Annotated in this window: 22 protein-coding genes and 1 tRNA gene; 12 read left to right on the top strand and 11 right to left on the bottom strand. The window is 54.4% G+C overall.

Features of this window, described 5'->3' with window-relative positions:
• Positions 1-412: 412 nt before the first annotated feature.
• A complete protein-coding gene (locus ACK4IR_RS03120) occupies positions 413-1663 on the top strand; it encodes a SufS family cysteine desulfurase (RefSeq protein ID WP_409872447.1) in 1251 nt (416 codons plus the stop codon).
• Here ACK4IR_RS03120 and ACK4IR_RS03115 read toward each other — a convergent pair.
• The 4 genes from ACK4IR_RS03115 to ACK4IR_RS03100 all read right to left on the bottom strand — a co-directional run bounded on the left by ACK4IR_RS03115 (position 1660) and on the right by ACK4IR_RS03100 (position 4504).
• Positions 1660-3018 carry an OB-fold nucleic acid binding domain-containing protein gene (locus ACK4IR_RS03115; RefSeq protein WP_409872444.1) on the bottom strand — a complete coding sequence of 453 codons (1359 nt, stop codon included), beginning with the start codon at positions 3016-3018 and terminating at the stop codon, positions 1660-1662. The two genes, ACK4IR_RS03120 and ACK4IR_RS03115, sit on opposite strands and share 4 nt — an antisense overlap.
• A gap of 27 nt (positions 3019-3045) precedes the next feature.
• A complete protein-coding gene (locus ACK4IR_RS03110) occupies positions 3046-3684 on the bottom strand; it encodes a hypothetical protein (RefSeq protein ID WP_409872441.1) in 639 nt (212 codons plus the stop codon).
• 28 nt (positions 3685-3712) lie between these two features.
• Positions 3713-3880, bottom strand: coding sequence for a hypothetical protein (locus ACK4IR_RS03105; RefSeq protein ID WP_409872438.1), 168 nt, complete (start codon positions 3878-3880; stop codon positions 3713-3715).
• A gap of 81 nt (positions 3881-3961) precedes the next feature.
• The gene (locus ACK4IR_RS03100) at positions 3962-4504 is read right to left on the bottom strand and encodes an Npun_F5560 family protein (protein ID WP_409872435.1); all 543 of its coding nucleotides are present in this window, start codon (positions 4502-4504) and stop codon (positions 3962-3964) included.
• A gap of 59 nt (positions 4505-4563) precedes the next feature.
• On the opposite strand from ACK4IR_RS03100, the gene rsmH reads away from it, so the two are divergent.
• The 5 genes from rsmH to ACK4IR_RS03075 all read left to right on the top strand — a co-directional run bounded on the left by rsmH (position 4564) and on the right by ACK4IR_RS03075 (position 8400).
• Positions 4564-5436 (top strand): 16S rRNA (cytosine(1402)-N(4))-methyltransferase RsmH, encoded by an 873-nt coding sequence (gene rsmH / locus ACK4IR_RS03095; protein WP_409872432.1) that lies wholly within the window; start codon positions 4564-4566, stop codon positions 5434-5436.
• An 88-nt stretch (positions 5437-5524) separates the two neighbouring features.
• Entirely contained in the window at positions 5525-5965 is a 441-nt protein-coding gene (locus ACK4IR_RS03090; RefSeq protein ID WP_409872429.1) for a hypothetical protein, read from the top strand.
• Between the two features lie 9 nt (positions 5966-5974).
• A complete protein-coding gene (locus ACK4IR_RS03085) occupies positions 5975-7741 on the top strand; it encodes a peptidoglycan D,D-transpeptidase FtsI family protein (RefSeq protein WP_409872427.1) in 1767 nt (588 codons plus the stop codon).
• 24 nt (positions 7742-7765) lie between these two features.
• The gene (psbP, locus tag ACK4IR_RS03080) at positions 7766-8317 is read left to right on the top strand and encodes a photosystem II reaction center PsbP (protein WP_409872424.1); all 552 of its coding nucleotides are present in this window, start codon (positions 7766-7768) and stop codon (positions 8315-8317) included.
• 10 nt (positions 8318-8327) lie between these two features.
• Positions 8328-8400: transfer RNA gene (locus ACK4IR_RS03075), tRNA-Ala, on the top strand.
• Positions 8401-8524: 124 nt separating this feature from the next.
• Here ACK4IR_RS03075 and ACK4IR_RS03070 read toward each other — a convergent pair.
• On the bottom strand, positions 8525-9151 hold the full coding sequence (locus ACK4IR_RS03070; RefSeq protein ID WP_409872422.1) for a hypothetical protein: 627 nt from the start codon (positions 9149-9151) through the stop codon (positions 8525-8527).
• Between the two features lie 38 nt (positions 9152-9189).
• The gene (locus tag ACK4IR_RS03065; RefSeq protein ID WP_409872419.1) at positions 9190-9840 is read right to left on the bottom strand and encodes an exopolysaccharide biosynthesis protein; all 651 of its coding nucleotides are present in this window, start codon (positions 9838-9840) and stop codon (positions 9190-9192) included.
• A 113-nt stretch (positions 9841-9953) separates the two neighbouring features.
• Between ACK4IR_RS03065 and ACK4IR_RS03060 the strand changes: the two genes are divergently transcribed.
• The gene (locus ACK4IR_RS03060; protein WP_409872416.1) at positions 9954-10316 is read left to right on the top strand and encodes a DUF6464 family protein; all 363 of its coding nucleotides are present in this window, start codon (positions 9954-9956) and stop codon (positions 10314-10316) included.
• 79 nt (positions 10317-10395) lie between these two features.
• Here ACK4IR_RS03060 and ACK4IR_RS03055 read toward each other — a convergent pair whose 3' ends face one another.
• Together ACK4IR_RS03055 and ACK4IR_RS03050 are read right to left on the bottom strand one after the other, a co-directional pair.
• Complete coding sequence (locus ACK4IR_RS03055) at positions 10396-12924, bottom strand: glycogen/starch/alpha-glucan phosphorylase (protein WP_409872413.1); 2529 nt, start codon at positions 12922-12924, stop codon at positions 10396-10398.
• 99 nt (positions 12925-13023) lie between these two features.
• Positions 13024-13773, bottom strand: a complete 750-nt coding sequence (locus ACK4IR_RS03050) for a hypothetical protein (RefSeq protein ID WP_409872411.1) — start codon at positions 13771-13773, stop codon at positions 13024-13026.
• A gap of 129 nt (positions 13774-13902) precedes the next feature.
• Here ACK4IR_RS03050 and ACK4IR_RS03045 point away from each other — a divergent pair, with 129 nt between their 5' ends.
• The gene (locus tag ACK4IR_RS03045) at positions 13903-14844 is read left to right on the top strand and encodes an AAA family ATPase (RefSeq protein ID WP_409872408.1); all 942 of its coding nucleotides are present in this window, start codon (positions 13903-13905) and stop codon (positions 14842-14844) included.
• A complete protein-coding gene (locus tag ACK4IR_RS03040; protein ID WP_409872404.1) occupies positions 14841-16298 on the top strand; it encodes a DUF58 domain-containing protein in 1458 nt (485 codons plus the stop codon). Before ACK4IR_RS03045 ends, ACK4IR_RS03040 begins: the two co-directional genes overlap by 4 nt.
• Here the strand turns inward: ACK4IR_RS03040 and ACK4IR_RS03035 are convergent.
• Positions 16295-16510 carry a hypothetical protein gene (locus tag ACK4IR_RS03035; RefSeq protein WP_409872402.1) on the bottom strand — a complete coding sequence of 72 codons (216 nt, stop codon included), beginning with the start codon at positions 16508-16510 and terminating at the stop codon, positions 16295-16297. The genes ACK4IR_RS03040 and ACK4IR_RS03035 overlap by 4 nt on opposite strands.
• Positions 16511-17291: 781 nt before the next feature.
• Here ACK4IR_RS03035 and ACK4IR_RS03030 point away from each other — a divergent pair.
• A complete protein-coding gene (locus tag ACK4IR_RS03030) occupies positions 17292-19982 on the top strand; it encodes a CHAT domain-containing tetratricopeptide repeat protein (RefSeq protein ID WP_409872399.1) in 2691 nt (896 codons plus the stop codon).
• On the opposite strand, the gene ACK4IR_RS03025 is transcribed toward ACK4IR_RS03030, so the two are convergent.
• Together ACK4IR_RS03025 and ACK4IR_RS03020 are read right to left on the bottom strand one after the other, a co-directional pair.
• The gene (locus ACK4IR_RS03025) at positions 19979-21136 is read right to left on the bottom strand and encodes a DUF58 domain-containing protein (protein WP_409872396.1); all 1158 of its coding nucleotides are present in this window, start codon (positions 21134-21136) and stop codon (positions 19979-19981) included. The genes ACK4IR_RS03030 and ACK4IR_RS03025 overlap by 4 nt on opposite strands.
• A gap of 14 nt (positions 21137-21150) precedes the next feature.
• Complete coding sequence (locus ACK4IR_RS03020; protein ID WP_409872394.1) at positions 21151-21519, bottom strand: thioredoxin family protein; 369 nt, start codon at positions 21517-21519, stop codon at positions 21151-21153.
• 225 nt (positions 21520-21744) lie between these two features.
• Between ACK4IR_RS03020 and ACK4IR_RS03015 the strand changes: the two genes are divergently transcribed.
• Together ACK4IR_RS03015 and ACK4IR_RS03010 are read left to right on the top strand one after the other, a co-directional pair.
• Positions 21745-22533 carry a hypothetical protein gene (locus ACK4IR_RS03015; protein WP_409872391.1) on the top strand — a complete coding sequence of 263 codons (789 nt, stop codon included), beginning with the start codon at positions 21745-21747 and terminating at the stop codon, positions 22531-22533.
• A 359-nt stretch (positions 22534-22892) separates the two neighbouring features.
• The coding region (locus tag ACK4IR_RS03010; RefSeq protein ID WP_409872388.1) for a recombinase family protein at positions 22893-23331 on the top strand (439 nt) is incomplete at its 3' end.

Below are 23331 nucleotides of genomic sequence, written 5' to 3'. Positions count from 1 at the left end.
CCGCGTTCTCTAGGGAGCAAGGAGGTAACAATAGTAACCGATAAATTAACCAAAATTACATAAACTTATACTTTTATGGCGTATAATCACTCTTATGAGCAAACTATCAATTTCTCAAGTGGCGAAATGAAAGAGTGTGTCCACCCAAACCGTGCGGCGATGGGAGGCTCCATTTGTTAAAATTTGTAGGTACCCCAAGCTCTGGGGGAAGTGAAGCCTGTGGAGAAGTAATCCCCCTTGAGAGCGTCGCTCTTGAGACTTCGATGAAGCAGGAAGTCAGCAGCAAATCTAAACAATGGAGTCTATTTGACTTGACTGGATAGATTTGTATAAGTCTTACAGAGCGGAGTATAGTTAAAGATGTATTCCTGCAATCTCCCTAGGAGTTGCATCCAATACCCTCCCAAGTGCTATGACGATCGCCCCCAGCCGCTCCCTCGCTGACCTTTGCCGTGCCGACTTTCCGATTTTGGCGCGACAGGTGCAAGATCGCCCGTTGATTTACTTTGACAATGCCGCCACTTCCCAGAAGCCCTTGGCGGTGCTCAATACCCTTGAGGACTACTATCGTCGCTACAACGCCAATGTGCATCGGGGCATCCACACCCTCAGTGCCGAGGCCACAACGGCTTACGAGGGGGCACGGGAAAAAGTGGCGCGTTTTATCAATGCCGCCCATGCTGAGGAGATTGTCTATACCCGCAATGCCAGTGAAGCGATTAACTTGGTGGCCTATAGCTGGGGCATGAATATCCTCCAGGAAGGGGATGAAATCATCCTAACGGTGATGGAGCACCACAGTAATTTGATTCCGTGGCAGTTTGTTGCCCAGAAAACCGGTGCTCGCCTCAAGTTTGTGGAACTCACCCCGGCGCAAACCTTTGATCTAGAGGACTACAAAAGCCTTTTGAGCGATCGCACCCGCTTGGTGGCCGTGGCCCATGTCTCCAACATGCTGGGGTGCCTCAACCCGATTCCCGAAATTGTGCGTCTTGCCCATGCCAAGGGGGCACGAGTCCTAGTGGATGCCTGCCAAAGTGTGCCCCATCTCCCCATTGATGTGCAGCAGTTGGGCTGCGATTGGCTGGTGGCCTCCGGTCATAAAATGTGTGGCCCGACGGGGATCGGTTTTCTCTGGGGACGGGCAGAGCTGCTGCGGCAAATGCCTCCTTTCCTAGGCGGGGGGGAAATGATTGCCGAGGTCTTTCTCGACCATGCCACCTATGCCGACCTTCCCCATAAGTTTGAGGCGGGAACCCCAGCCATTGCCGAGGCGATCGCCCTGGGGGCAGCGGTAGATTACCTGAACCGGTGGGGAATGGAGTGCATCCATGCCTACGAACAGGAACTGACAGCCTATCTTTTGGAGCGCCTCCAAGACTTTCCCGATGTCACCCTGTATGGCCCGCAGTCGGGCGATCGCGCTGCCCTCGCAAGCTTTACGGTGGCGGGGGTTCACCCCCACGATCTGGCGACCATGCTTGACCAGTCAGGCATTGCCATCCGCGCAGGACATCACTGCACGCAGCCCTTGCACCGCCATTTGGGGGTTCAGTCCACGGCACGGGCAAGTCTCTATTTCTACAATACCCGCGCCGAAATTGATCAGTTTATTACTGCCCTAGGGGAGGTGATCGCCTTCTTTAGGGAAGTTTTGGCCTAAAGTTTGAGGCTGAGGAGTTCGCCGGCTTGGGCCGGAAAACCGGCACTGCTGAGCGCTTGACGGGCGCGATCGGCATCCTCAACTCGAAACTGCGCCCCAAGGCGAACGTATTGGGCATGATAGCTGTCGGTTACTTTGACCACCACCGGCACTTTGGGCAGCTCTCCTGCCTGTTGCTTGAGCACCTCTGCAAGACGACTTTGGGCTTGAATGTCCCCCGCTTGCTCCACAGGCAACTCCACAAGCACCAGTTTCACCTCTTCTAGGGGTTCGGCATCTTCGATCAGCAGTTGGGGGCGATCGTCGCGCATCTCCAAGGTGCCCCATAGCAGCAATCGCCGATCAAGCTGCAATTGCCTATGAATCCGCTCGTAAGCTTTGGGAAAAACCACGGCCTCCGCCTGACCCGTGAGATCCTCTAGCTGGACAATGGCCATCCGCTCGCCGCGCTTGGTGGTAATGGGTTTGAGTCCGGTCAGTAGGGCAATCACACTGACCATCCCTTGACCGGTGTGCTGTTCGAGATCCACCAAGCTAATCGGGGCAATCATGGCTGCCGGCCGATGAATATCCCTAAGAGGATGGTTCGACACATAAAATCCCAGTAGGTCTTTTTCTTGGCGGAGCTTTTCGGCATGCGGCAAATCCTCAACGGGGGGCGCACTGGGAGCTGGATCATAGCTGCCGCTGGATTCATTGTTAGAGCCACCCGCCAACATATCAAAAAGATTTACTTGCCCCACTGCCCGATCTTTGGCGCGCGCCTGTGCCCACTCCAGCACGAGGGGGAGATCCTGCATCAGTTGGTTGCGGTTGCGCTGGGGATGGAGACTATCCATAGCACCACAGGCAATTAGGGATTCAAGGGCACGACGGTTGAGAATGCGACTATCGCCACCCGCGCGGGGAACTCGTTCACAAAAATCCGCCAAACTTTGAAAGGTACCCCCTTCTGCCCGTGCCTGCAAAATGGCCTCGATTACGCCCTGACCCACATTGCGGACTGCCGACAGGCCAAAAAGAATTTTGTCCCCCACTGGGGTAAAGTCAATGTCGGAGCGATTCACATCTGGGGGCAGTACTGCAATCCCCATGCTGAGGCAGGTGGCAATATAGCGCTGCACCTTGTCTTGGTCGCCACTGTTGGCTGTGAGCAAGGCTGCCATGTACTCGACGGGAAAGTTGGCCTTGAGAAAGGCAGTTTGATAGGTAACGTAGCCGTAGGCCGTGGAGTGGGACTTGTTGAAGCAATTGGCGGCGATCGCCCCATTGGCCAAGAGAAAATTGTGATCTCCGGCTAAACCAATGTCATAGACCGCTTGCCATCCCAGCGATCGCCGGCCAACAATTTTCACGCTTCACCTTTCCAAACCCTGCGCTCTTTATTTTAATCGTCGCACCGTGGCGCAAGCAGGAATGCGCACATCCCGCAGTGGCATCCCCCTTAAACAGCGGTAATGAGCCGTCAACCAATCGGGGGTTTGCTCACCGATACTGGCGAGGGCGGCCACGGTGGGAAACGGCCACAGCTGCCCAAAGACGACTTCCCCTTGCCAGTCAAATTGCAGAAAATAGCAGCCCACCGGTGCCTGCAAGTGATCTAGGAGGCGTCTTCCGAGGGCATAGAGGGTTTGTCGCTGGCGATCGTCGGCATGGATGGGTAATTGCCATGTCCCTTCAACGTAGCCAATAATTTCGCCAAAGAGTGTCCCTTTTGCGGTTTGCGCCAGCGGTAACTGATAGAGACCGCCTGTGCCTGTGCGTATCCCCCACCGGGCAACCAAGGCACTCAACGAGGAACACCGCTGCCATAGGTCAGGGGTCAAGGGTGCCCAATGGGTAAGGCTATAGTCTAGCACCTGCGGTTGGGGAGCGATCGCCACCGGCGCATCAAGAGGACAAACCACAATCTCGGCATTCTCTTGGCACTGTTGCAGCAGGGGTACTACTTGGGTTGCCACCTGATCCGCCGACAGTTCACCCTCCCTTGGCTGCGCCGCACACCAAATCCGTATTTTCAATCCTCCGCTCCTCCTGCTGCCAAGGCGGCTAACCAACGTGGGCTAAGGGCAAGAAAATTGCATCTGCCAACGTCCCATTGTAGGCGTAGGCGGCCAAGGGGCGATCGCTGGCAGGTAGGCAATCCTCCACCGTTACCGGCTCTAAACGGTTTTCCTCTAGAGTCAGTAGGCCACCGACCAAGTAAGCACGGAGCACTCCCTTGGGTGAGGCGATGTCTAATCCTTGGTGTTTCCGTAGATCTTCGGGGGCAGCGGTCTCCCTTAGGTTCTTGCTCTCCTAGGTATTAAAGCTGGGAATCAAGCCAACGCGAGCAGGCTGTAAGGAGGGGAATCCCTGCTGTTGCTGGCGGGCTTGGGCGGCCAAGAGGGTTTGCAGATTCCGTAGTTCGGCACGCAGTTGCGCGTTTTCTTTTTCGAGACTTTCGATCCTCAGTTTGACTTGACCGAGCCGCTCACTGAATTTTTGCCGATAGACTTCGGGCATTTCTTGGATGACGCGCTCCAGCATCTGGTTGCGATCGCTCAATTCCATCACCTGAACCTTCAAGGTGTTCATTTCCGCTTCCCGGCTTTGGATCTGTTGCTGATAGGCAAGGATCTGCTGTTGGTAGGCGGCAATTTGCGCTTCCACCTGCTGCACCTGGGCTTGCAACAACTTCAGGGCTTCGGCATTGGCGGCCTCAGCTTTACGAGCTTGGTAAAAGCGCACAAATAACTCAGGATGCTGCACCATGAGTTGATAGAGTTCCTCTGAGAGTTGCTGCACGAGTTGATCCCGTACCAGCAGTTCATCGGCTAAGTTGAGGGAAGTCTCGTTCACGGCGGCTGCTCTCCAAGGGACTGTGCTGTGGCAAATTTTACGCTGCTTCTGATCCGCTCATGCAAGATTGGGAATTTTCCACCTACCATCGGCCGGTGCTGGCAACTGCCGTCCTTGCGGGGCTACAACCCAAAGCGGAGGGACTATACTTGGATGCAACGGTGGGCGGGGGTGGACATACGGCACTGCTCTTGCGCAGTGAACCCACTTGTCGGGTGCTGGCAGTTGATCAAGACCCGATGGCCTTAGCGGCAGCTCAGGAATTCCTTGCCCCTTTTGGCGATCGCGTCCGGTTTTGGCAGGGCAACTTTGCCGATTTGACGGTGACTGAACCGCTGTTTGATGGCATTCTCGCCGATTTGGGGGTCAGTTCCGCCCAGTTGGATTGCCCGGAGCGGGGCTTTAGTTTTCGCTTTGATGCCCCCCTTGATATGCGCATGAATCCCGATAACCCTCTAACCGCAGCAACGGTGATTAACCACTACAGTGAGCGAGAACTGGCGAATATTTTCCATGTGTATGGGGAAGAACGCTTTGCCCGCCGCATTGCCCGCCAGATTGTTGCCCGTCGTCCCCTTGCCACTACCCAAGAACTGGCGGAGTTGGTTGCCCACTGTCTCAGGGCTGCGCCGCGGCAACGGATTCATCCGGCAACCCGCGTGTTTCAGGCGCTGCGCATCTATGTCAACCAAGAGCTGGCAGCCCTAGAGCAGTTTTTGGCGCGATCGCCCCACTGGTTAAAACCCGGCGGGCGCATTGCCGTCATTAGTTTCCACAGCTTGGAGGATCGCCGCGTGAAGCAGGCATGGCGCGCCCATCCCCTCTTGGAGGTCGTCACCCGTAAACCGATTGTGGCCGATGCCGCAGAAGTTGCCCTCAACCCGCGATCGCGATCGGCCAAGCTCCGAATTGCGGTGCGGACTTTTGCATGAATTGTCTGAATGATGATTTATTTAGGGGTATCTTCACAGTGGGTCATAATCCTTTAGGGTAATAAATTGCTGAGGAGTGCTGGAGTCTATGGTTGCTGCCCCTAAATTCAAATCCCGATTGATTCCCCAATCGTCGCCAACGCTGACGGAAATTCGACCCCTTCCCCAGCCGCAGATGCCCCTTTGGCAAAAAACCTTACTGGGGATGCAATGGTTCTCCGGGGTAGCGGCCACGGGTGCTCTCTTGGCCGTGATTCCTCTATACGGCTGGGCGGCTCTCTCTGAGCAGCAGTGGAGTCAAGCCTATGACCGCCTGGAAACCCTAAAACGGCAAGAGCGAGAGCTACTCGTGAGCAATGAAACCCTCCGCTATCGGGTGACGCAGCAAGTCCAACAGGCGCCCCAAGGCCTTGTGCCCCAGACGCCGCAACACGTTCTTTTTGTGCCCAATGAGGGCAACATTGCTGCTGAAACGCATTTTGAGCGACCCCCGGTCACACCACCGCCTCAGCGCACCGTTAACTACTGACGGACTTCCATGGCGACTGCCCGCCCCCAAAATCAATCACTACCGACCTTGCGTGTTGGCCTCATCTTTGGCTTTTTACTCATGGTGATGGGGGGCGTGGTTGCCCGTTTGGTTTATTTGCAGGTGGTTCAGGGGGAAACCTTAGCAGCGCGGGCACAGCAACAACAACGGCGCTACACCCTTCCCACCTTGGCACGCTACCCAATTACGGATCGCCGAGAGACAGTTGTGGCCCTGGATCGGCCAGTGTTTACACTATTTGCCCATCCAATTCAATTCAAGGTGGAGCGGTCGGCGATCGCCCGCGATCTGGCTCCTTTGCTCAAACAATCTCCAGAGCAACTGTTGGCCAAATTCAGTACTTACCCCACGGGTGTGCCCATTGCCTATGACATTGATGAGGAGACTGCTGCCAAAATTCGCGCCCTCAACTACGATGGCCTAGAACTTAACCAAGCATGGCAACGGATTTATCCACAGCAGGAGTTAATGGCCGGCGTGGTCGGCTATGTGGATCGCGATCACCAAGGGCAAGCGGGGATTGAGTTTAGCCAGAATCAATTTCTACAGGTGCCCAGTAGCCGCCAACTTCTCTCGATGAATGCCCTAGGGCAGTGGTTGCCAGCCCTTGCTCCGGCAGATTCGCGCGCCTTGAGTCAGGGGTACCATGTCCGCCTCACGATTGATAGCCGTCTGCAACAAACGGCACGCCAAGCACTGCAACGGCAGTTACGCAAATACAATGCCAAGCGGGGCACGGTTATTGTTCTAGAGGTGAAAACGGGCGCCTTGCGGGCACTGGTCTCGGAGCCTTCCTACGATCCTAATCATTACTACCGTGCCGATCCGGCGCTGTTTCGCAACTGGGCGGTGGCGGATCTCTATGAACCCGGCTCCACCTTTAAGCCCATCAATACGGCGATCGCCCTAGAACTCAATGCCATTACCCCGGAGACGGTGCTGCCGGATGAAGGGCGGATCTTTGTCGGCGGCTGGCCGATTCAAAATAACGACTACGGTCAACGCGGTGGGCGAGGGGCACTGACAATCCCGCAGGTGCTGGCCTACTCCAGCAATGTGGCCATGGTTCACATGATGAACCGCATTCCGGCTCGCCACTACTATCGCTATTTGCATCGCCTCGGACTGACCGAGAAAGTGGGCAGCGATCTCCCCTTTGAAACCGCCGCTCAGTTAAAGCCGCCGGAGCAATTTATTAACTATCCGATTGAGCCGGCAACCACCGCCTTTGGGCAAGGGTTTGCCCTGACCCCGCTCCATTTGGTGCAACTGTTGGGGGCGATCGCCAACGGGGGAGAGCTGGTCACACCCCATGTCATTGACGGCCTCTACGACGAAAATGGCCGACTGCTGAAACGCCTTGAGCAACGCCCCCCTCGGCGGGTCTTTTCGCAGCGCACCAGTCAAGCGGTGGTCAAAATGCTGGGGGAAGTGGTGCGCGCCGGTACCGGTAAGACCGCTCAGATTCCCGGCTATCGGTTGGGGGGCAAAACGGGAACAGCACAAAAGGCAGTGGGCGGCACCTACAGCAATTTGCGCATCACCAGCTTTGCAGCAATTTTTCCCCTAGAGCGGCCGCAGTATGTGATTTTGGCAGTGGTGGATGAACCCCAAGGAGATGATGCCTATGGCTCAACGGTGGCGATTCCCATCGTCCGTGCCGTTACCGAGTCCCTGATTACGATTGAGGGCATTCCCCCCTCCCATCCAGAGGAATTACGACGCTCCGCTGCGCCAGCTTCAGTGTCACAATAGGGAAAAACAGCGCAAAAGGACGGTATGCTTCAACGATTTTTTGCCACAGCGTTGGCCATTCTTGTGGTGTTGCTGGGGGGCTGTTCGGCCACCAGCGGGCTACAGGCCTACGTGGATAGCTACGATGGCTATGAATTTCTCTACCCGCGCGGCTGGGTGCAAGTACAAGTTGAAGACCCAGTGGATGTAGTCTTTCACGACATTATCGAGACAACAGAAAACGTCAGTGTGGTTGTGAATACAGTTTCCAGCACAAAGTCTCTTGAGGAGTTGGGGTCACCAGAAGAGGTGGGCGATCGCTTGCTGCGGAATATTATTGCCCCCAGTGAAAGCGGGCGCAGCTCTGCTCTGATTGCCGCCACCTCCCAAAAGGCTGATGATAAGACCTACTACATTCTGGAGTATGCTGTCACCCTACCGGGGGATGGGGACAATGCTCAGCAGCGGCATAATTTATCCAGTATTGCCGTGAGCCGAGGCAAGGTCTATACCCTGAGTGTCTCAGCTCCAGAAGAGCGCTGGCCAAAGGTGGAAGACCAATTTAAGACCATCGTGTCCTCGTTTACCGTATATTAAAAAAAGAATCGGGGAGTTAGCTCAGTTGGTAGAGCGTCGCGATCGCACCGCGAAGGTCAGGGATTCGAGTTCCCTACTCTCCACTCCTTCACCAAGCTGACGCCACTCAAGAAGAGGAGACAGTGTGGCTCAAACCTATGGGCTAGAAACAGAGCTGTTAAGTGTATTCTGGCAAATTCCACACAGAAGCTAAGTTGCGACAGTATTCTAGCGAAGTCCTTGATTTGGGAACATGACGGGAATATTGGGATTGACCCAAACTTGACAGTCGAGTTCGGTACTGGGTGGGAAAAACGGAATCGGGTTGCCTGCTGCATCGGTCACTTCTGGCAGATATTCAAAGGGTACGGCGTCAAATTGACAGGTGTAGGCACCATAAATAACCGGCCGGCCATTGCCCGAAGGGCGGGCTGCGCGATCGCGGAGAATCAACTGATAGCCAAAGCTGCGACTGGCATTGCCCAACTGATTAATCAGAGCAAAACGCCGTAAATAGGGCAGGCGTCCCCAAGCGGAAGAGGAGACAAAGGCTTCCACTCTGCCCCCTGGTGCTGTCATGGCTGGAAAGGCCTGCCAGCGTTGAACAACTTCGTTGCCAAACTGCTGTACTGCCCACCACAGACTAGGTACCGTTAAGCCCACTGCCGAAGGTTGCTCGCTAACTACAACTTGCTTTTCATTGACGGGCAGGGCGATCGCCCCCGCAACTGCTGGCGGTAAGTCTTCTGTAGGGGGATTAGCAGCGGTTCTGAGGGGATACAACCCTAATAGAGCAATCGCCCCCACGACACTTAACCATCGGCCACCCAACGGAGAGGAGGATAGTGGTCTCATCGGTTTTCATCGCCCTCAGTGGTTAAGCAAACTACCGCCTACGAATGTAGCCAAGCCTTCAATACATCGAGGAGACTATTGCCGCCCCACGCAAGGGCCACAAGAATCGAGGTGGTCACTGCTAAACCAATGAGAGAGATGACTACCCCCGCCAGACTAATCAAACCATCGTCATCCAAAAGACCAAAGCCAATCGTGAAAATACCCATCGCCGGAATGGTGTTTGTGCCGGGAATCGGCAAAATCATCGAGATCGCCATCAGCGACACGGCAACTCCCAATCCTATGCGGCCGCCGCGGGTAGTACAAATGAACCGCAAGCGGGGACGGCAGATCAATTCAATCCGTCGCAGCCAGGGCAAAGCTGTACGCACAATTTTTTGAATCTGCGATCGCGGCATGGTGCGCTTGAGTAGCCGGGGGGGCAACCAAGGGGTTGAGGCACCCACGAGCAACTGCCCGCCCAACAGGAGCAGCACAATACCAAAAGGAGTGGAGTAACCAGCGGCTGGAAGGGGCAGCGCCGATGGCAACGAAAGAACAGCCAGCAAAAAGCCAAAGGTTCGCTCTCCCGCCAACTGAAGAATATCTCCTAAGGACACCAGTTGCTGCGTTAAAACCTCTCCATCGCTGGGGGCGGGCACAAGAGTCAAAAAGGCACGTTCGAGGTCAGTGGATAGTTTTGCCATAAAACATTAAGGGAGAGTGGAAATGTGGCCACTGCTAGGATACTATAGACGGACCGTTAGTTATGCCCAACACAGTTGACAGGCGATTTCAAGGCCGCGATCAAGCTGAAGAAATGGCAACCCCATCTGACTTACCGACAGAGTTGCACCTGATCAACCCCCGGCGATCGCTGGGACACGTTTATCTCGACTGGACACCCCAACCCGGCTGCCATGTGGATCATGAAGGAGAAACCTATACAGTCTTGGAACGCCGTCATCGCTATCAGTTTCGCGGCGGACGCTATCAACTGGAAAAAGTTGCCCTCTATGTGCAGCCCAGTGACACCACTAGCGATCGCCATCTCGTCAATGGACAGTGGGTGATTGGAGATCCCTCCTGCCGTTGGAATGCCCTTTCACCTTTGTTGCGCTGCGCCGTGAACCCCCAAGGCTCCTGCCAAGACTGTCGAGATTACCAGCGCCGAGACCCTTAAGTTCAGTTTTGCTGCAAGAAAACCCCTCGCGAGGAGGGGGAGCATCGGTGTGTTTTAGATTGAACCAAAGACGGCCAGCCTACTGCCCTGCCGGGGTCATATAGGAAGTTTCCGGCAAGACAATTTTCACCGGTTCAACGTGCCAAATATCGCGGCAGTACTCGCGGATGGCGCGATCGCTAGAAAACTTGCCCATCCGTGCCACATTGAGGATTGACATTTTTGCCCATTGGGCTTGATCTTGATAGACCTGAAGCACCCGTTGATGGCAGTCCACATAGCTTTGGTAGTCTGCCAAGAGGTAATAGCGATCGTTTTGCCACAGGTGCTCGACAATGGGGCGAAAGAGTTCTGTATCGCCATGGGAAAAGTAGCCAGAGCCAATGAGGTCGAGAACTCGCTTTAGCATTGGGTTGTTGTTGGCAAACTCCCACGGACGGTAGCCATTGCGCCACAATTCCTGCAATTGCTCCACCGTATGGCCGAAAAGAAAGAAGTTTTCCGCCCCGACTTCCTCACGAATTTCCACATTGGCGCCATCAAGGGTGCCAATCGTCAACGCCCCATTGAGGGCAAATTTCATATTGCCTGTCCCTGAGGCTTCGTAGCCCGCTGTGGAGATCTGCTGGGAGAGATCCGCTGCCGGATAGACCCGTTGCCCTAGCGTCACATTGTAGTCGGGCAAAAAGACCACCTTCAGGCGATCGCGCACCGCCGGATCCCGGTTAATCACGTCGGCCACCGAGTTAATCAGCTTAATGATCAACTTGGCCATGTAGTAACCCGGCGCTGCCTTACCGCCAAAAATAAACGTTTGCGGCACCATGTCCAGTTGGGGATTGTCCTTCAACATCTGATAAAGCGTGATCACGTTGAGGACACACAGATGTTGCCGCTTGTACTCGTGGATGCGCTTCACCAAGATTGAGAAAAGGGAATGGGGATCTACTGTTACCCCAACGCGATCGCTAATGTACTCCGCGAGACGTTCCTTGTTTCCATGCTTCACCGATCGCCACCGGGTGGCAAAGTCCCGATCCTCTGCCAAGGGTTCCAATTGCCGCAGTTGATCCAGCTGCTTCACCCAGTCTTCGCCAATGCGTTCGGTAATCAGACGGGTTAATCCGGGATTGCTGAGCACCATCCAGCGCCGTGGGGTAATGCCATTGGTTTTATTGGAAAATTTCTGGGGCGCCAGTTCGTAGAAATCCTTGAGCACCGTTTGTTTCAAGAGTTCTGAGTGTAGCGCCGCCACCCCGTTGATGGCATGACTTCCCACCGCTGCCAAGTGAGCCATGCGCACGTAGCGACAGCCATTTTCATCAATAATTGACAGCCGCCGTAGGCGATCGTTATCCCCCGGATATTGCAGCCGCACCTGATCAAGAAAACGTTGGTTAATTTCGTAGATGATTTGCAAATGGCGGGGCAGCAGGGAGCCAAAGAGATTCAGCGGCCATTTTTCCAGCGCCTCGGGCAAAAGGGTGTGGTTGGTATAGGCAAAGGTCTTGCAGGTAATGTCCCAGGCCTGCTCCCAAGGCATCAGATACTCATCCACCAAAAGGCGCATCAGTTCGGCCACTGAAATTGCCGGGTGGGTATCATTCAACTGGACGGTGAACTTCTCATGGAAGCGGCTGAGATCCTTATTCCCCGATTGCTTGTAGAGGCGAATCATATCCTGAAGGGCACAGGAGCAGAAGAAATACTGCTGCATTAGCCGCAGTTCTTTGCCCTGCAATTGCTCATCATTGGGATAGAGGACCTTGGTGATGTTTTCCGAGGCAATTTTTTGATTGACGGCACCGTAGTAATCGCCGGTGTTAAAAGCCTGAAAGTCAAAGGACTCTACTGCCTCTGCCCGCCAGAGCCGCAGCAGATTGGCGGTATTCACCCTGTAGCCCAAGATCGGTGTATCATAGGCCACGCCTTGAATCACTTGGTGGGGTTCCCAAACCACCCGATAACGACCCTGATCGTCGGTGTAGCTGTAGGTATGCCCGCCAAATTTCACTTGCAGGATTAACTCTGGTCGGGGAATTTCCCAAGGATTGCCGTAGCGTAACCACTTATCGGTAATCTCGACTTGCCAGCCATCGCGAATCTCTTGATCAAAGATGCCGTACTCATAGCGAATGCCATAGCCAATGGCTGGGATTTCCAATGTAGCGAGGGAATCCATGTAGCAAGCGGCCAAGCGCCCCAAGCCCCCATTGCCCAAGCCCGGCTCTTCTTCCTGATCGAGGAGTTCCTTGAGGTTCAAACCTGTTTGCCGCATGGCTTCCTCAACAGCCTCATAGAGCCCGAGGTTAATCAGGTTATTGCCAAGGTGGGGACCTAGTAAAAATTCTGCCGAGAGATAGCAAACGGTGCGGCTGCCTTGATCGCGATAGGTTTTTGCCGAATTCAGCCAGCGCAACAGCAGGCGATCGCGCACGGTGTAGGCCAAAGCCAAGTAGTAGTCGTTTTTCGTTGCCACTTCGGGGAATCGCCCTTGGATAAAGAAGAGATTATCCATAAAAGCGCGGCGCAGGGTTTCAATACTCGTACCGGTGCGATCGTCTTCCGTCAGCACCGCCGGGCAACCGGGCGGAATGAGACTGGTCATTGTGGAAATCCTCGCAAGGAATTAACGCGATTAGTAGTCAGCCCTTCCCTTCTGTTCTACCGCGATCGCCAAGGATTCCCTGCTAAGTACAGAATCTCTTTACCAACAGCTAAGCCCTTCCCTATATTGACCTTGGGGAAACAGTTGGCAGGTGAGTTCTTCTTCGGCCTCTGAGGGGTCAGGTGGGGTACTGCCAAGGGTAGCCTCTGGAGCTGGGCTTTGTTGATAGCGTTGATAGAGTGTACTCAGCAGTTTGATCAGGCGATCGCCCGCACTGGCATAGAGGGGGTCATGGGGCAGACGCGCCAAAGCAGCAGCCATCTGCGTCTGTAAGATCTCTAAATCACCATAGCGACGGGTGAGCCGTTGCAGTAAAGCGATGAGGGTAAATCGCTCTAGACCCTGGGCATGAACTGGTTTGCTGGTCAACAGAGCGGCCACCAGAAGCTTCATATGCAGGGGGGTACAGTAGCGGGTGACTTCCAAGCGCAAATCGTAGAGATCTGCGGTACTGAAGGTCGGTGCCTCGATGGTCAGTGTGGCCGTAGGGGATGGGCTGTAGAGGGGCACCAAAATTTGCAGCAGTGCCGCTGAGAGAATCTGATAGTCCTGTGCCTTGTTGAGACTATTGACAATGGCAGTTAGACGTTGTCCCAAGAGGGTGGGGGTTTTCAGCCGTTCAAGGATTTGGATCACTGCCTGTTGCACATCGCTAACTGTCCACGACGGTGCTTGGGGCGGCCACTGATTCTGCTGAAGAGCATACAATAGCTTAAAAAGGCGGCTGTGCTGCGGGTGCTGGACGATTTGTTGGACAGCGGTGGCAATCGTGGAAGTCGCTGGGGTCACAGGTTTGCCAAAAGTCCCTCACTGTGTATTTTACCAATTTTCCTAGGCTGCAATTTATTGATTGTAATCAAGGGAAGAGTGTAAAGGCCTCTGCTAGCATTGGGGGAGTCTAGGAGCGACAGAACGGGTGTGAAAGAACTTTTTCGTAGTCTTCAGCAGCGTCTCAATGAGATTGTTGTCGGTCAAGGGGCGATCGCCCAAGGATTAATTGTGGCGCTCCTTGCCGAAGGCCATGTCATCCTTGAGGGGGTGCCGGGAACCGCCAAAACCCTGCTTGTGAAGCTCCTTGCTCGCCTGATTGCAGCCGAATTTCGCCGTATCCAACTCACGCCCGATGTCCTCCCCGCCGATATTCTCGGTACCAGTATCTTTGACTTCAACAGTCGCACATTTCGCCTGTGCAAGGGGCCGATTTTTACCCAAGTGTTGCTAGCGGATGAAATTAACCGCACACCCCCCAAAACCCAAGCAGCCCTCCTAGAAGCTATGGAAGAACGGCAGGTGACCCTAGACGGCACTACTCTCCCCCTCTCTGGTCTATTTTGGACAGTGGCCACCCAAAACCCCTTAGAGTTTGAAGGCACGTATCCGCTGCCGGAAGCCCAACTCGATCGCTTCCTATTTAAGCTGGTCGTGCCCTACCCCGAAGCCACTGCGGAACGGCAAATGCTCGAGAATGCCCTTGCGGGGTTTGAGGCGCGGGATCTCGATCAACTCAACTTGGAGCCGCTGATTACGGTTGAGCAAGTCTTGCTCGCACGACAGCAAGTGCGGCAAGTCCATGTGGAGCCTGCAGTGCTGGATTATCTTTTGGCCTTGGTGCAGACCAGTCGTCAACATCCCGAATTACTATTGGGGGCTTCACCGCGCGCTGCTGTAGGTTGGTTACGCGCCAGCCAAGCTCAGGCTTGGTTAGAGGATCGCGGCTACGTTAGTCCTGAAGATGTCAAGGCGATCGCCCCCCCGCTACTGCAGCATCGTTTGATCCTCAAGCCCGAAGCCCAATTAGACGGCACCACAATTTCCCAAGTGATTCAAGGTATTCTCGCTAAAGTTGCCGTCCCCCGATGAAAGCACCTGCCAGTTACCAGTTTGGTCGCCATCGCCCCTGCTGGGTGCCCACCGTTCGTTTCTATGGTCTGTTGCTTTTGGGGATACTCTTTCCAGTCCTGACCAGTTTCCTACCAGCAGAACTATGGCCGATCGCCGAAGCAGTTCCCCAAGGGAGGCTGCGGCAATGGTTGCACTACTGGCCTCTAGGGCTGGGACTAGTCTTGATGGGGCTGTACGATCTGGTGATTTTCGGGATGTCCCTGTGGGACTACATCCGTATGGGTCGCTGGCAGGTTACCCTAGAGCGCGCCTGTGAGTCACGGCTCTCCATTGGTCGGCAAAACCCGATTCGCCTCAGGCTACACATCTGTGGTGAGGTTCCCTTGCGTGAGCAAATCCGGATTGAACTCTACGACTATAGGCCTGCTGAGTTTAGCGGTGAGATCCCCTACTTTGCCTTTATGGCGCCGGCTCAGAGCACGTTGGAATTGCTGTACCATGTGTTTCCACCACAACGGGGTGCCTTTCAATGGTCAGGTTGTGATGTGCGTCTGCGCAGCTCTTGGGGCTTGGCGTGGCGACGCTGGTTTGCACCGCTTGTCACCGATGTGGAGGTCTATCCCGATTTGATCGGGTTGCGATCGCTCTCGATTCGCCTCAGTTTAGAGTCCAGCGGCAGTTTACGGCGGCGACGCTATGCCTTGGGGGGCACCGAGTTTGCCGAATTGCGGGAGTACCATCTAGGGGATGATCTGCGCCTCATGGATTGGAAAGCCAGTGCCCGCCGAGGACGACCCCTTGTGCGCGCCATGGAGCCAGAACGGGATCAACCCCTGATTATTCTGCTGGATCGGGGACGCTTGATGACTGCCACTGTGGCTGGTTTGAAACGTTTTGACTGGGGCTTAAATGCGGCACTGGCACTGGCTCTGACGGGCTTGCGACGGGGGGATAAAGTGGGCTTGGGGATTTTTGATCAGCAACTGTATACATGGATTGCTCCCCAAAGTGGTGATTCCCATCTCGGGCAAATCCTCAGTCAGGTCTATCGCTGTGAACCCATCCTCGAAGAATCCGACTATGTGGGCACAGTAAGTGCGATTTTAGGACACTATACCCGCCGTGCCCTTGTGGTGGTTCTTACGGAAGTAATTGATGAGGTGGCTTCCCAAGAACTCCTCGCAGCCATGGCTTGCCTCACGCCGCGTTTTTTACCCTTCTGTGTTGCTTTGCGCGATCGCCACATTGAAACCCTTGCTCACCGCCCTTTGATGCCACAGCCATTGGCTCCCCTCGATCAAGTTTCCAGCCTCTATGAACAGGCCGTTGCTCTTGATCTCCTGCATCAGCGACAGCGTGCCTTTGCCCACTTGGAGCAACAGGGGGTTCTTGTCCTCGACGCTCCTGCGGATCAAATGAGTGAACAACTGGTAGATCGCTATTTGCTGCTGAAGGCTCGTGGCCGACTCTAGGGTTGGCTAGCCTCAATCACACTGGTATCCCTCGGCTCTTGAGGAACCCACAAGGGTGGGCGATCGCCCGTTGGTGTTGCTACGGGAAGGGATGTCAAGGTCTGCATCAGCCCAGAAGTTGCCCGCAAACGCGCTTGTAGCAGTTGACTCACCACCTGACGTTGAATAAATTCTTGCTCAATTGCTGGGGGGACTGAACGTTGCAGTTCCATAGATTGCCTCGAATTCGCTGTTGTTTACGGCGACACAGGCTTCCGTAGGCTCCCGACACCCAGAGCAAACAGGTCATAGGCCTCAATAATGATCTTAAGAGCGATCGCCCGCCATTGTAAAAATGACTACCAAAATACAGTGGGATTTGTGAAGATTGCCTAAGACTACTTAGACTATTGCACCGGAGATACATTCGAGGACTGGGGCGACCGGCCTTTTGCTTGGCAAAACTTGTAGATCACCTTCCCGCCATGAATCACAACATAGAGCGTCACCCCACTGAGGTTGACTAACAGGAGTCAATTTGTTAACAATCGCTAACTTATGCTACTACTTCAGCAAAGGTAACAACTGCCGCAGCAGGGTAAAAATCTCGGGTAAATACCCATCACTATCCATAAAAATGTTCTCAGATTAACGCAGAAAACAATCTTAAATCCAGCACTTTTCCTAGGTATGGATCACACTTAAATGAGGCGGTATTTACAACCTCATGCAACAAAATTGAACCTAGAATCAATACTGTGTCAATCAATTGGCATTCCCCTGAGGAAGGCCATATCCTTATGTTTAGGAATTTTGAGAGAAAGTCTGCGATCTGTGATTGATCTTGCTGAGAGAGCATTAGGCAGAGAGATTTTTGGAAATTGTTAACAACCGTAACACTTCTATTATAAACAGCCCCTATGAACTAGGGGATAACTGTAATTTGTTGTTACACCAGAACGCATTTTAGGCATCACTATCTAGGATGGAAGTAGCAACAGCGGCAGGTGCCCTATGAAACGGTTGTTGAGCCAGCGGGGTTGTTTTGCGATGCTATTGGCGATCGCCACAATCACAGGATTTCACCGGCAGGGACTGGCACAAAATGAAGCCCAACAGTTGCGCGACATTATGCAGCGACTAGATGCCCTGCAACAGCGCTATCAGGCAGCCGTCAGTGAGCTAGAGGTGATTCGCAAAACGCCCTTTGGCGGCGAGAGTAGAAATGTTATTGCCCTCACCAATCAGATTGAGCAGTTGCAAAAACAGGGGAATTATGGCGCAGCGGTGGCACCGTCGCAGGAATTGGTGGCGATCGCCGAGCGGGTTCTAGGCTCTAATCACCCCACGGTTGCCGCAACCTTGAATAATCTTGCTGTCACCTACAAGGAACTGGGCAACTTTAGTGAGGCAATTCCCCTCTATCAGCGCAGCTTAGCCATCCGTGAACAAGCCCTTGGCGCAACCCATCCCGATGTTGCCACCAGCCTCAATAACCTTGCCAACCTTTACACCGATCAGGGTAACTACGGCGAGGCCTTGCCCCTCTATCAACGCGCCCTTGCAATTCGTGAACAAGCCCTTGGCAAGAACCATCCCGATGTCGGCTTGAGTGTGCACAACTTGGCAGTGATGTACCATTTACAGGGCAGCTTAACCACGGCATTGCCCCTGTATCAGCGCAGTCTTGGTCTCCTCGAACCTGCGTTGGGTCAAGAACATCCTTTAGTGGCAACGGTGTTGAATAACCTTGCCGAACTCTATCGCGCCCAAGGCAAGTATGGGGCGGCGCTTCCCCTCTATGAACGCAGTTTAGCAATCCGTGAAAAGGGTCTCGGCACAGATCACCCCGATGTAGCTACGAGCCTCAACAACTTGGCTGAACTCTATCGAGTACAGGGCAATTACGGTGCGGCACTGCCCCTTTATCAACGCAGTATTGCTCTGCGGCAGCGTACCCTTGGGGGCGACCATCCCTACGTGGCGCTGAGTCTTGCGAATTTAGCGAAGGCCTACTGGGCACAGGGAGCGCTCAATGAAGCTTTAACGGCTCTCAACCGTGCGCTTGACATTGAAGAGGTCAACCTCAGCCGTAACCTGGTGGTTGGCTCCGAGGAATATAAACGCAACTATTTGGCGACGTTTCAGGACTCGACCAATACGGCCATTTCCTTCCATTTGCAAGGGAATCCCCAGAATCCAGCCGTGGCCAATCTAGGGTTGACAACGATTTTGCGCCGCAAAGGTCGGTTGTTGGATGTTTTAGCGGCAACGGCCAGTCGCCTGCGCAATCAACTGGATGCCTTAGGTCGGCGGCAACTGGATGAATTGATTCGTGTGCGAACCCAGATTGCCGGCCTGACCTTTGTGCGCGATCGCCCGCCCCCGCCCGGCCAAATTAGCCAACTGGAACAGCGTGCCAAACAACTAGAAGCGCAACTGGCAAGCCAAAATGCCAACTTTCGTTTGGAAGTTACCCCCGTCACCCTCAGTGCGGTACAGCAAGCGATTCCCGCCAATGCCGTGCTGCTGGAATTTATGGAATATGTGCCCTACAACCCGAAAACCAACCACTGGCAAGCTCCCCGCTATGCCCTCTATGCCCTGAAGAACAGTGGCGCTCTCCAATGGCGTGATTTGGGCACCGTGGCCGATCTGAATACAGTAATCAAAGCAGCACGCCAGCGGATGGCGGATCCAAGATTGCCGGCTACCGTAACGAAGCCCTTTTTGAGGGCAGCCTATGAGCGCCTCTTGGCTCCCCTAGAATCCTTCCTCGCAGGCGGTACCCATCTGCTGGTGGCCCCCGATGGCCAGTTGAATACCCTACCCTTTGAGGCTTTGGTGGATCGGCAGGATCGCTATCTGGTGCAGTCCTATACCATCACGCTGCTGACTTCAGGTCGCGACTTACTGCGGCTGCAACAGCGGAGCAAATCTGCAAATCCTCCCTTGGTGGTGGGCAACCCCACCTTTAGTCAAGGCAGTGGTCGTGCTGTGGCCGGCAGTCAGCGGGGCGTCAACCCGCGATCGCTGGATTTGCGCAGCCTCACATTCACCGAATTGCCGGGGACGGCCACCGAGGTGAAAACCTTGAGTACGCTTTTGCCCCAAGCCCAAGTGCTCACCGGCAGCAAGGCCACGGAAACGGCAATCAAAGAAACCCCGCGCCCCCGTATTCTCCACTTGGCCACCCATGGATTTTTCTTGGAGAGTCCGCCTGTATCTCCCCAAGTGCTGCAAAATGCCCGTGGTCTTAATGCCAATGTCCCCCTTGGCGGTGAAAATCCGCTTTTGCGCTCTGGCCTTGCCTTGGCGGGCTTTAATCAACGGCGGAGTGGGGTGGACGATGGCGTGCTAACCGCCTTTGAAGTCACCGGCCTCAACCTTGATGGCACGGAGTTAGTGGTGATGTCTGCCTGTGATACCGGACGCGGCGATATTCTCAACGGCGATGGGGTCTATGGATTGCGCCGCGCCTTTACCTTGGCGGGGTCACGCACTCAAGTGAGTTCCCTCTGGAAGGTGGATGACACCACAACCCAACAACTGATGGTTGCTTTTTATCGAAACTTAGCAGCAGGCAAGGGACGCAGTGAAGCCCTACGGCAAGCGCAGTTGCAGTTAATGCAAGATCCCAAGAAGCAAATTCCCTATTTTTGGGCGGCGTTTGTGAGCAGTGGTGAGTGGCGACCGCTGCCCTAAGCTAGGGGATAGCTGACAGGAGCTTGTAATTGAAGGCCGAGGGGGCGATCGCGATCAATCCAAAGCAGTCTCCCTTGCTGCCGCGAGGGTGGCTCTCCCCAGAGTAGCGTGACACTGCCGGGGGGCAGAGGTTCAGGGCTAGGCCATTGAGCGGTGAGCCAGAGCAGGGAATCAAGGGGATACTCGGCATCGGTTTCAGAGGGGGCAATCGCTGCCAATGCCCGCAGAACCGTTGGCCGACCGTGGAGCATCCCCGTGGCGGGACTCCAAAACTGCACGGGAATTTGCTGCTGCAAACTGTAAAGATAAAGACTAGCCGCCGCAATCACCGCCTGTTCAAAGTCTTCGCCGCGCCAGTGGGAATGGGTATCCAAAGCAACGGTTACGGCATTGCCACCGCTAAAGGTATCAAACTCGCGAACCCTTAGCTCGCCATACCGGGCACTGGTGCGCCAATGCACCAAACGCAACGGGTCTCCCCAGCGGTAGGGACGTAAGGCACGGGTGATGCCCTCTTGGGCCACATGAAGATGATGCTGGCGATCGCGCCACTCTTGGGAAAGCTCTTGCCCTAGTTGATCCAGCAACGGGCACTGTTGCAGTTGCAGCACCGGTGGATAAACCACCACCTGCTGGGGCACCGAAAACGAGCGGCGGCACCAAAAGAGTCCCAAGGGAGCGGCGGTGCGAAGATAAAGCTGTTGCCATTCATAGATGCCCCGACGCGGCGGAATGAGATCGTACTGCCAAGTCACTGTTTGCCGGGGGCGCAGTTCTTCAATCGCCTTTTGGGGAGATTCTCGCTGGGTGGCCGACCGGAGACCGGAAGGAACAGGGTCAATCACTTGCAGGGTGTAGCGGGGCGTTGGGGTGGCATTGGTGAGGAAGACCGTAAGGCGCAGGCGATCGCCCGCATGCACCGGATCCGCCTTGGCTCGCTCCAACATCAATCCCCGCAAGTACCGAGGCGGCAGGCTCGCAGCCACTAAGAGCAGACCCAAAATCATCCCCGTAATGACGTACAGCCAGCCCGCCATCGAGTTAACGGCTGCTGCAAAGAAAAATAAATTCATCGCCAACAGCAGTAGCCCCGCGTAGGCAGGGGTCACCCAGCGTTCCTCTAAAAATTGATTGAGGCGACGCAGCTTCCTCATTGGAACGTTTGGCCTTAAGAGCGGCGTGATTCAGCGGGTAACAAACTGGGAAACGAATGGGTAATCAATTGCTGAAAGGCTTGACGCAAGTCCCCCTTGACAAGAGCGGGATCAAACCGCTGCACCAGTTCGCCGCGATCGAAAAAAAGGAGGGTTGGCAAACTTGTCAGTTGAAAGTGACGACTAAGGGCAAAGTTTTCATCGGCATTGATCCTGAGAATTTGCAATCGTTGGGGCAGGGACTGCTCCAGTTGATCCAGTAGGGGATCAATCAAGCGGCAGAGGCCACACCAAGGGGCCCAGAAGTGAACAATCACAGGCACGGGGGCACTGCAAATGTGCCGCTGGAATCCTTCAATATTAAATTGCTGAATGCCCTTCACGTTGTTATCTCGTTTTGTCTTGGGATCATGGTAGCAGTCAGCGGCGGTTTTGCAGCAGCGATTTGCGGCGATATAGCCCTTTTCACAAGGATGGCACACGCTCAAAACCGTGCAAGCCACGATAGTAGAGGATTGCCTCTCCTTGGCACATCTCATATCTCAGAAAAGGGCTGTACTGATGCCGTAGGATCAAAAATAGTTTAGACGATCGATTGGCGCTCCCAAATGACCCCCAAGCCCACCCTTTGGCAAAAACTTTTCCCCCTGCTATTACGGGAAGCGATCGCCACGCTTCAGGGGATCAATGAACTGCTCAGCAAGGCCACAGAGCAACTCAAGGGGGTGGCCACACAACAGGCGATCGCCCCCGAGCAGTTGACTCCCGAACGCTCATGGATTCGTCGAGGGGCAGCTCTATGGTGGCAGGGCATGGGTTGGGTGCAGAAACGGCTGCCGAACCATTTACAGGAGCGTTATAACCGTGCAACATTAACGGGGATCGCGATTGCTCTATTCCTCCTTCTGCTTTGGCTCAATCCCCTGAGTTGGTTTCAAGCTCCCACCCGTCCAACGGTGAAAGAGATTAAGCGTCCTCAAGCCGGTGTCCTTGTCCAACCCCGCCCTGCACCCACCCCCATGACGGCAACACCCTCCCCCCCGCCGGCACCAATACCAACGCCCACGCCTACTCCGGTGGCGATCGCTCCTTCCTCCCCTGTCAGTGATAGTCTCACCGTCCGCCAGCAATTGCTGGCCATTTGCAATCGCTACAGTAATGCCCTGAATCCCACCCTGACCCTCACCCCCAGCGAACAGCGCTTGGAACTGATGCTGGCCAACAATTGGTATGATCTGAGTCCTCAGAAACAGGATCAACTAGCCCAGAACCTTTGGCAAACCGCCCATGACTTGGGGTATCAAACGGTGATCGTGGTGGATACCGAAGGGCGCCCACTTGTTCGCGATCCCGTAGTAGGTGAGAATGCCATCGTTGTGCGCCGCAACCTCTCTTGAACAAATTTAGCCTGCACAGGCGCGGCAATGAAGCGAAGCGGAGTTGCCAATAAATGAATCATCGTAGCCTTGATTCTCAATGTACTCACTTCCTAGCTATCATCAACAGCATGCTAGTAAAATTGCTCTAGGGTAACTCGAAACCCCGTCATCCGCACTGACAAATGGCGACTTAACCCAACGGCTGAACAGCGTCAACAGTTTGCCAAAGCGGTGAAGGTTTATCGTCGTTTGTGCAGACATCCGTTGGGAATTCTTAAGCTCACTTTGCCGAAAGGACAGTAAGGGGTTGACTAACAGGAGTCAATTTGTTAACAATCGCTAACTTATGCTACTACTTAGGTAGCTACAGTTTAGATATGGCATACGCTCCACTTAGAAAAGCCGGCAAATTTCTAAGCTTGCCTCCAAATACGTTAAGAAAGTACGCAGACAAAGGGAAGATCAACTCCATTAAAAACGAAGCGAGGCAGCGACTCTATGATGTCATCAAAGACAGTGGCAGCGGACTTAACTTCAAACGGAAAGGATTGCAAGGCTTATTGGTGCGACTTATGCATGGCGATAAGCTCACGACTGTTGTTGCCTGTCGAGACAGACTCTGCCGATTCGGATTTGAAGTATTCCCGTCCATGGCAGAACAAAACAGTGGATCAATCGTGGTTCTCGCAAAACCTGAACATTGTCCAGAAACCGAACTCACAGCCGATCTTCTTGCCACCCTTCACGTCTTCAGTTGCAGGATGCACGGACTCAGAAGCTACCGGAAGAAGATCAAGGAAGATTCGAGTTTACCTA

The organism is Thermosynechococcus sp., from assembly GCF_046299635.1.
Taxonomy (GTDB): domain Bacteria; phylum Cyanobacteriota; class Cyanobacteriia; order Thermosynechococcales; family Thermosynechococcaceae; genus Thermosynechococcus.
The sequence above is the reverse complement of the archived record's forward strand: the minus strand, read 5'-3'. Positions and strand labels throughout refer to the sequence as shown.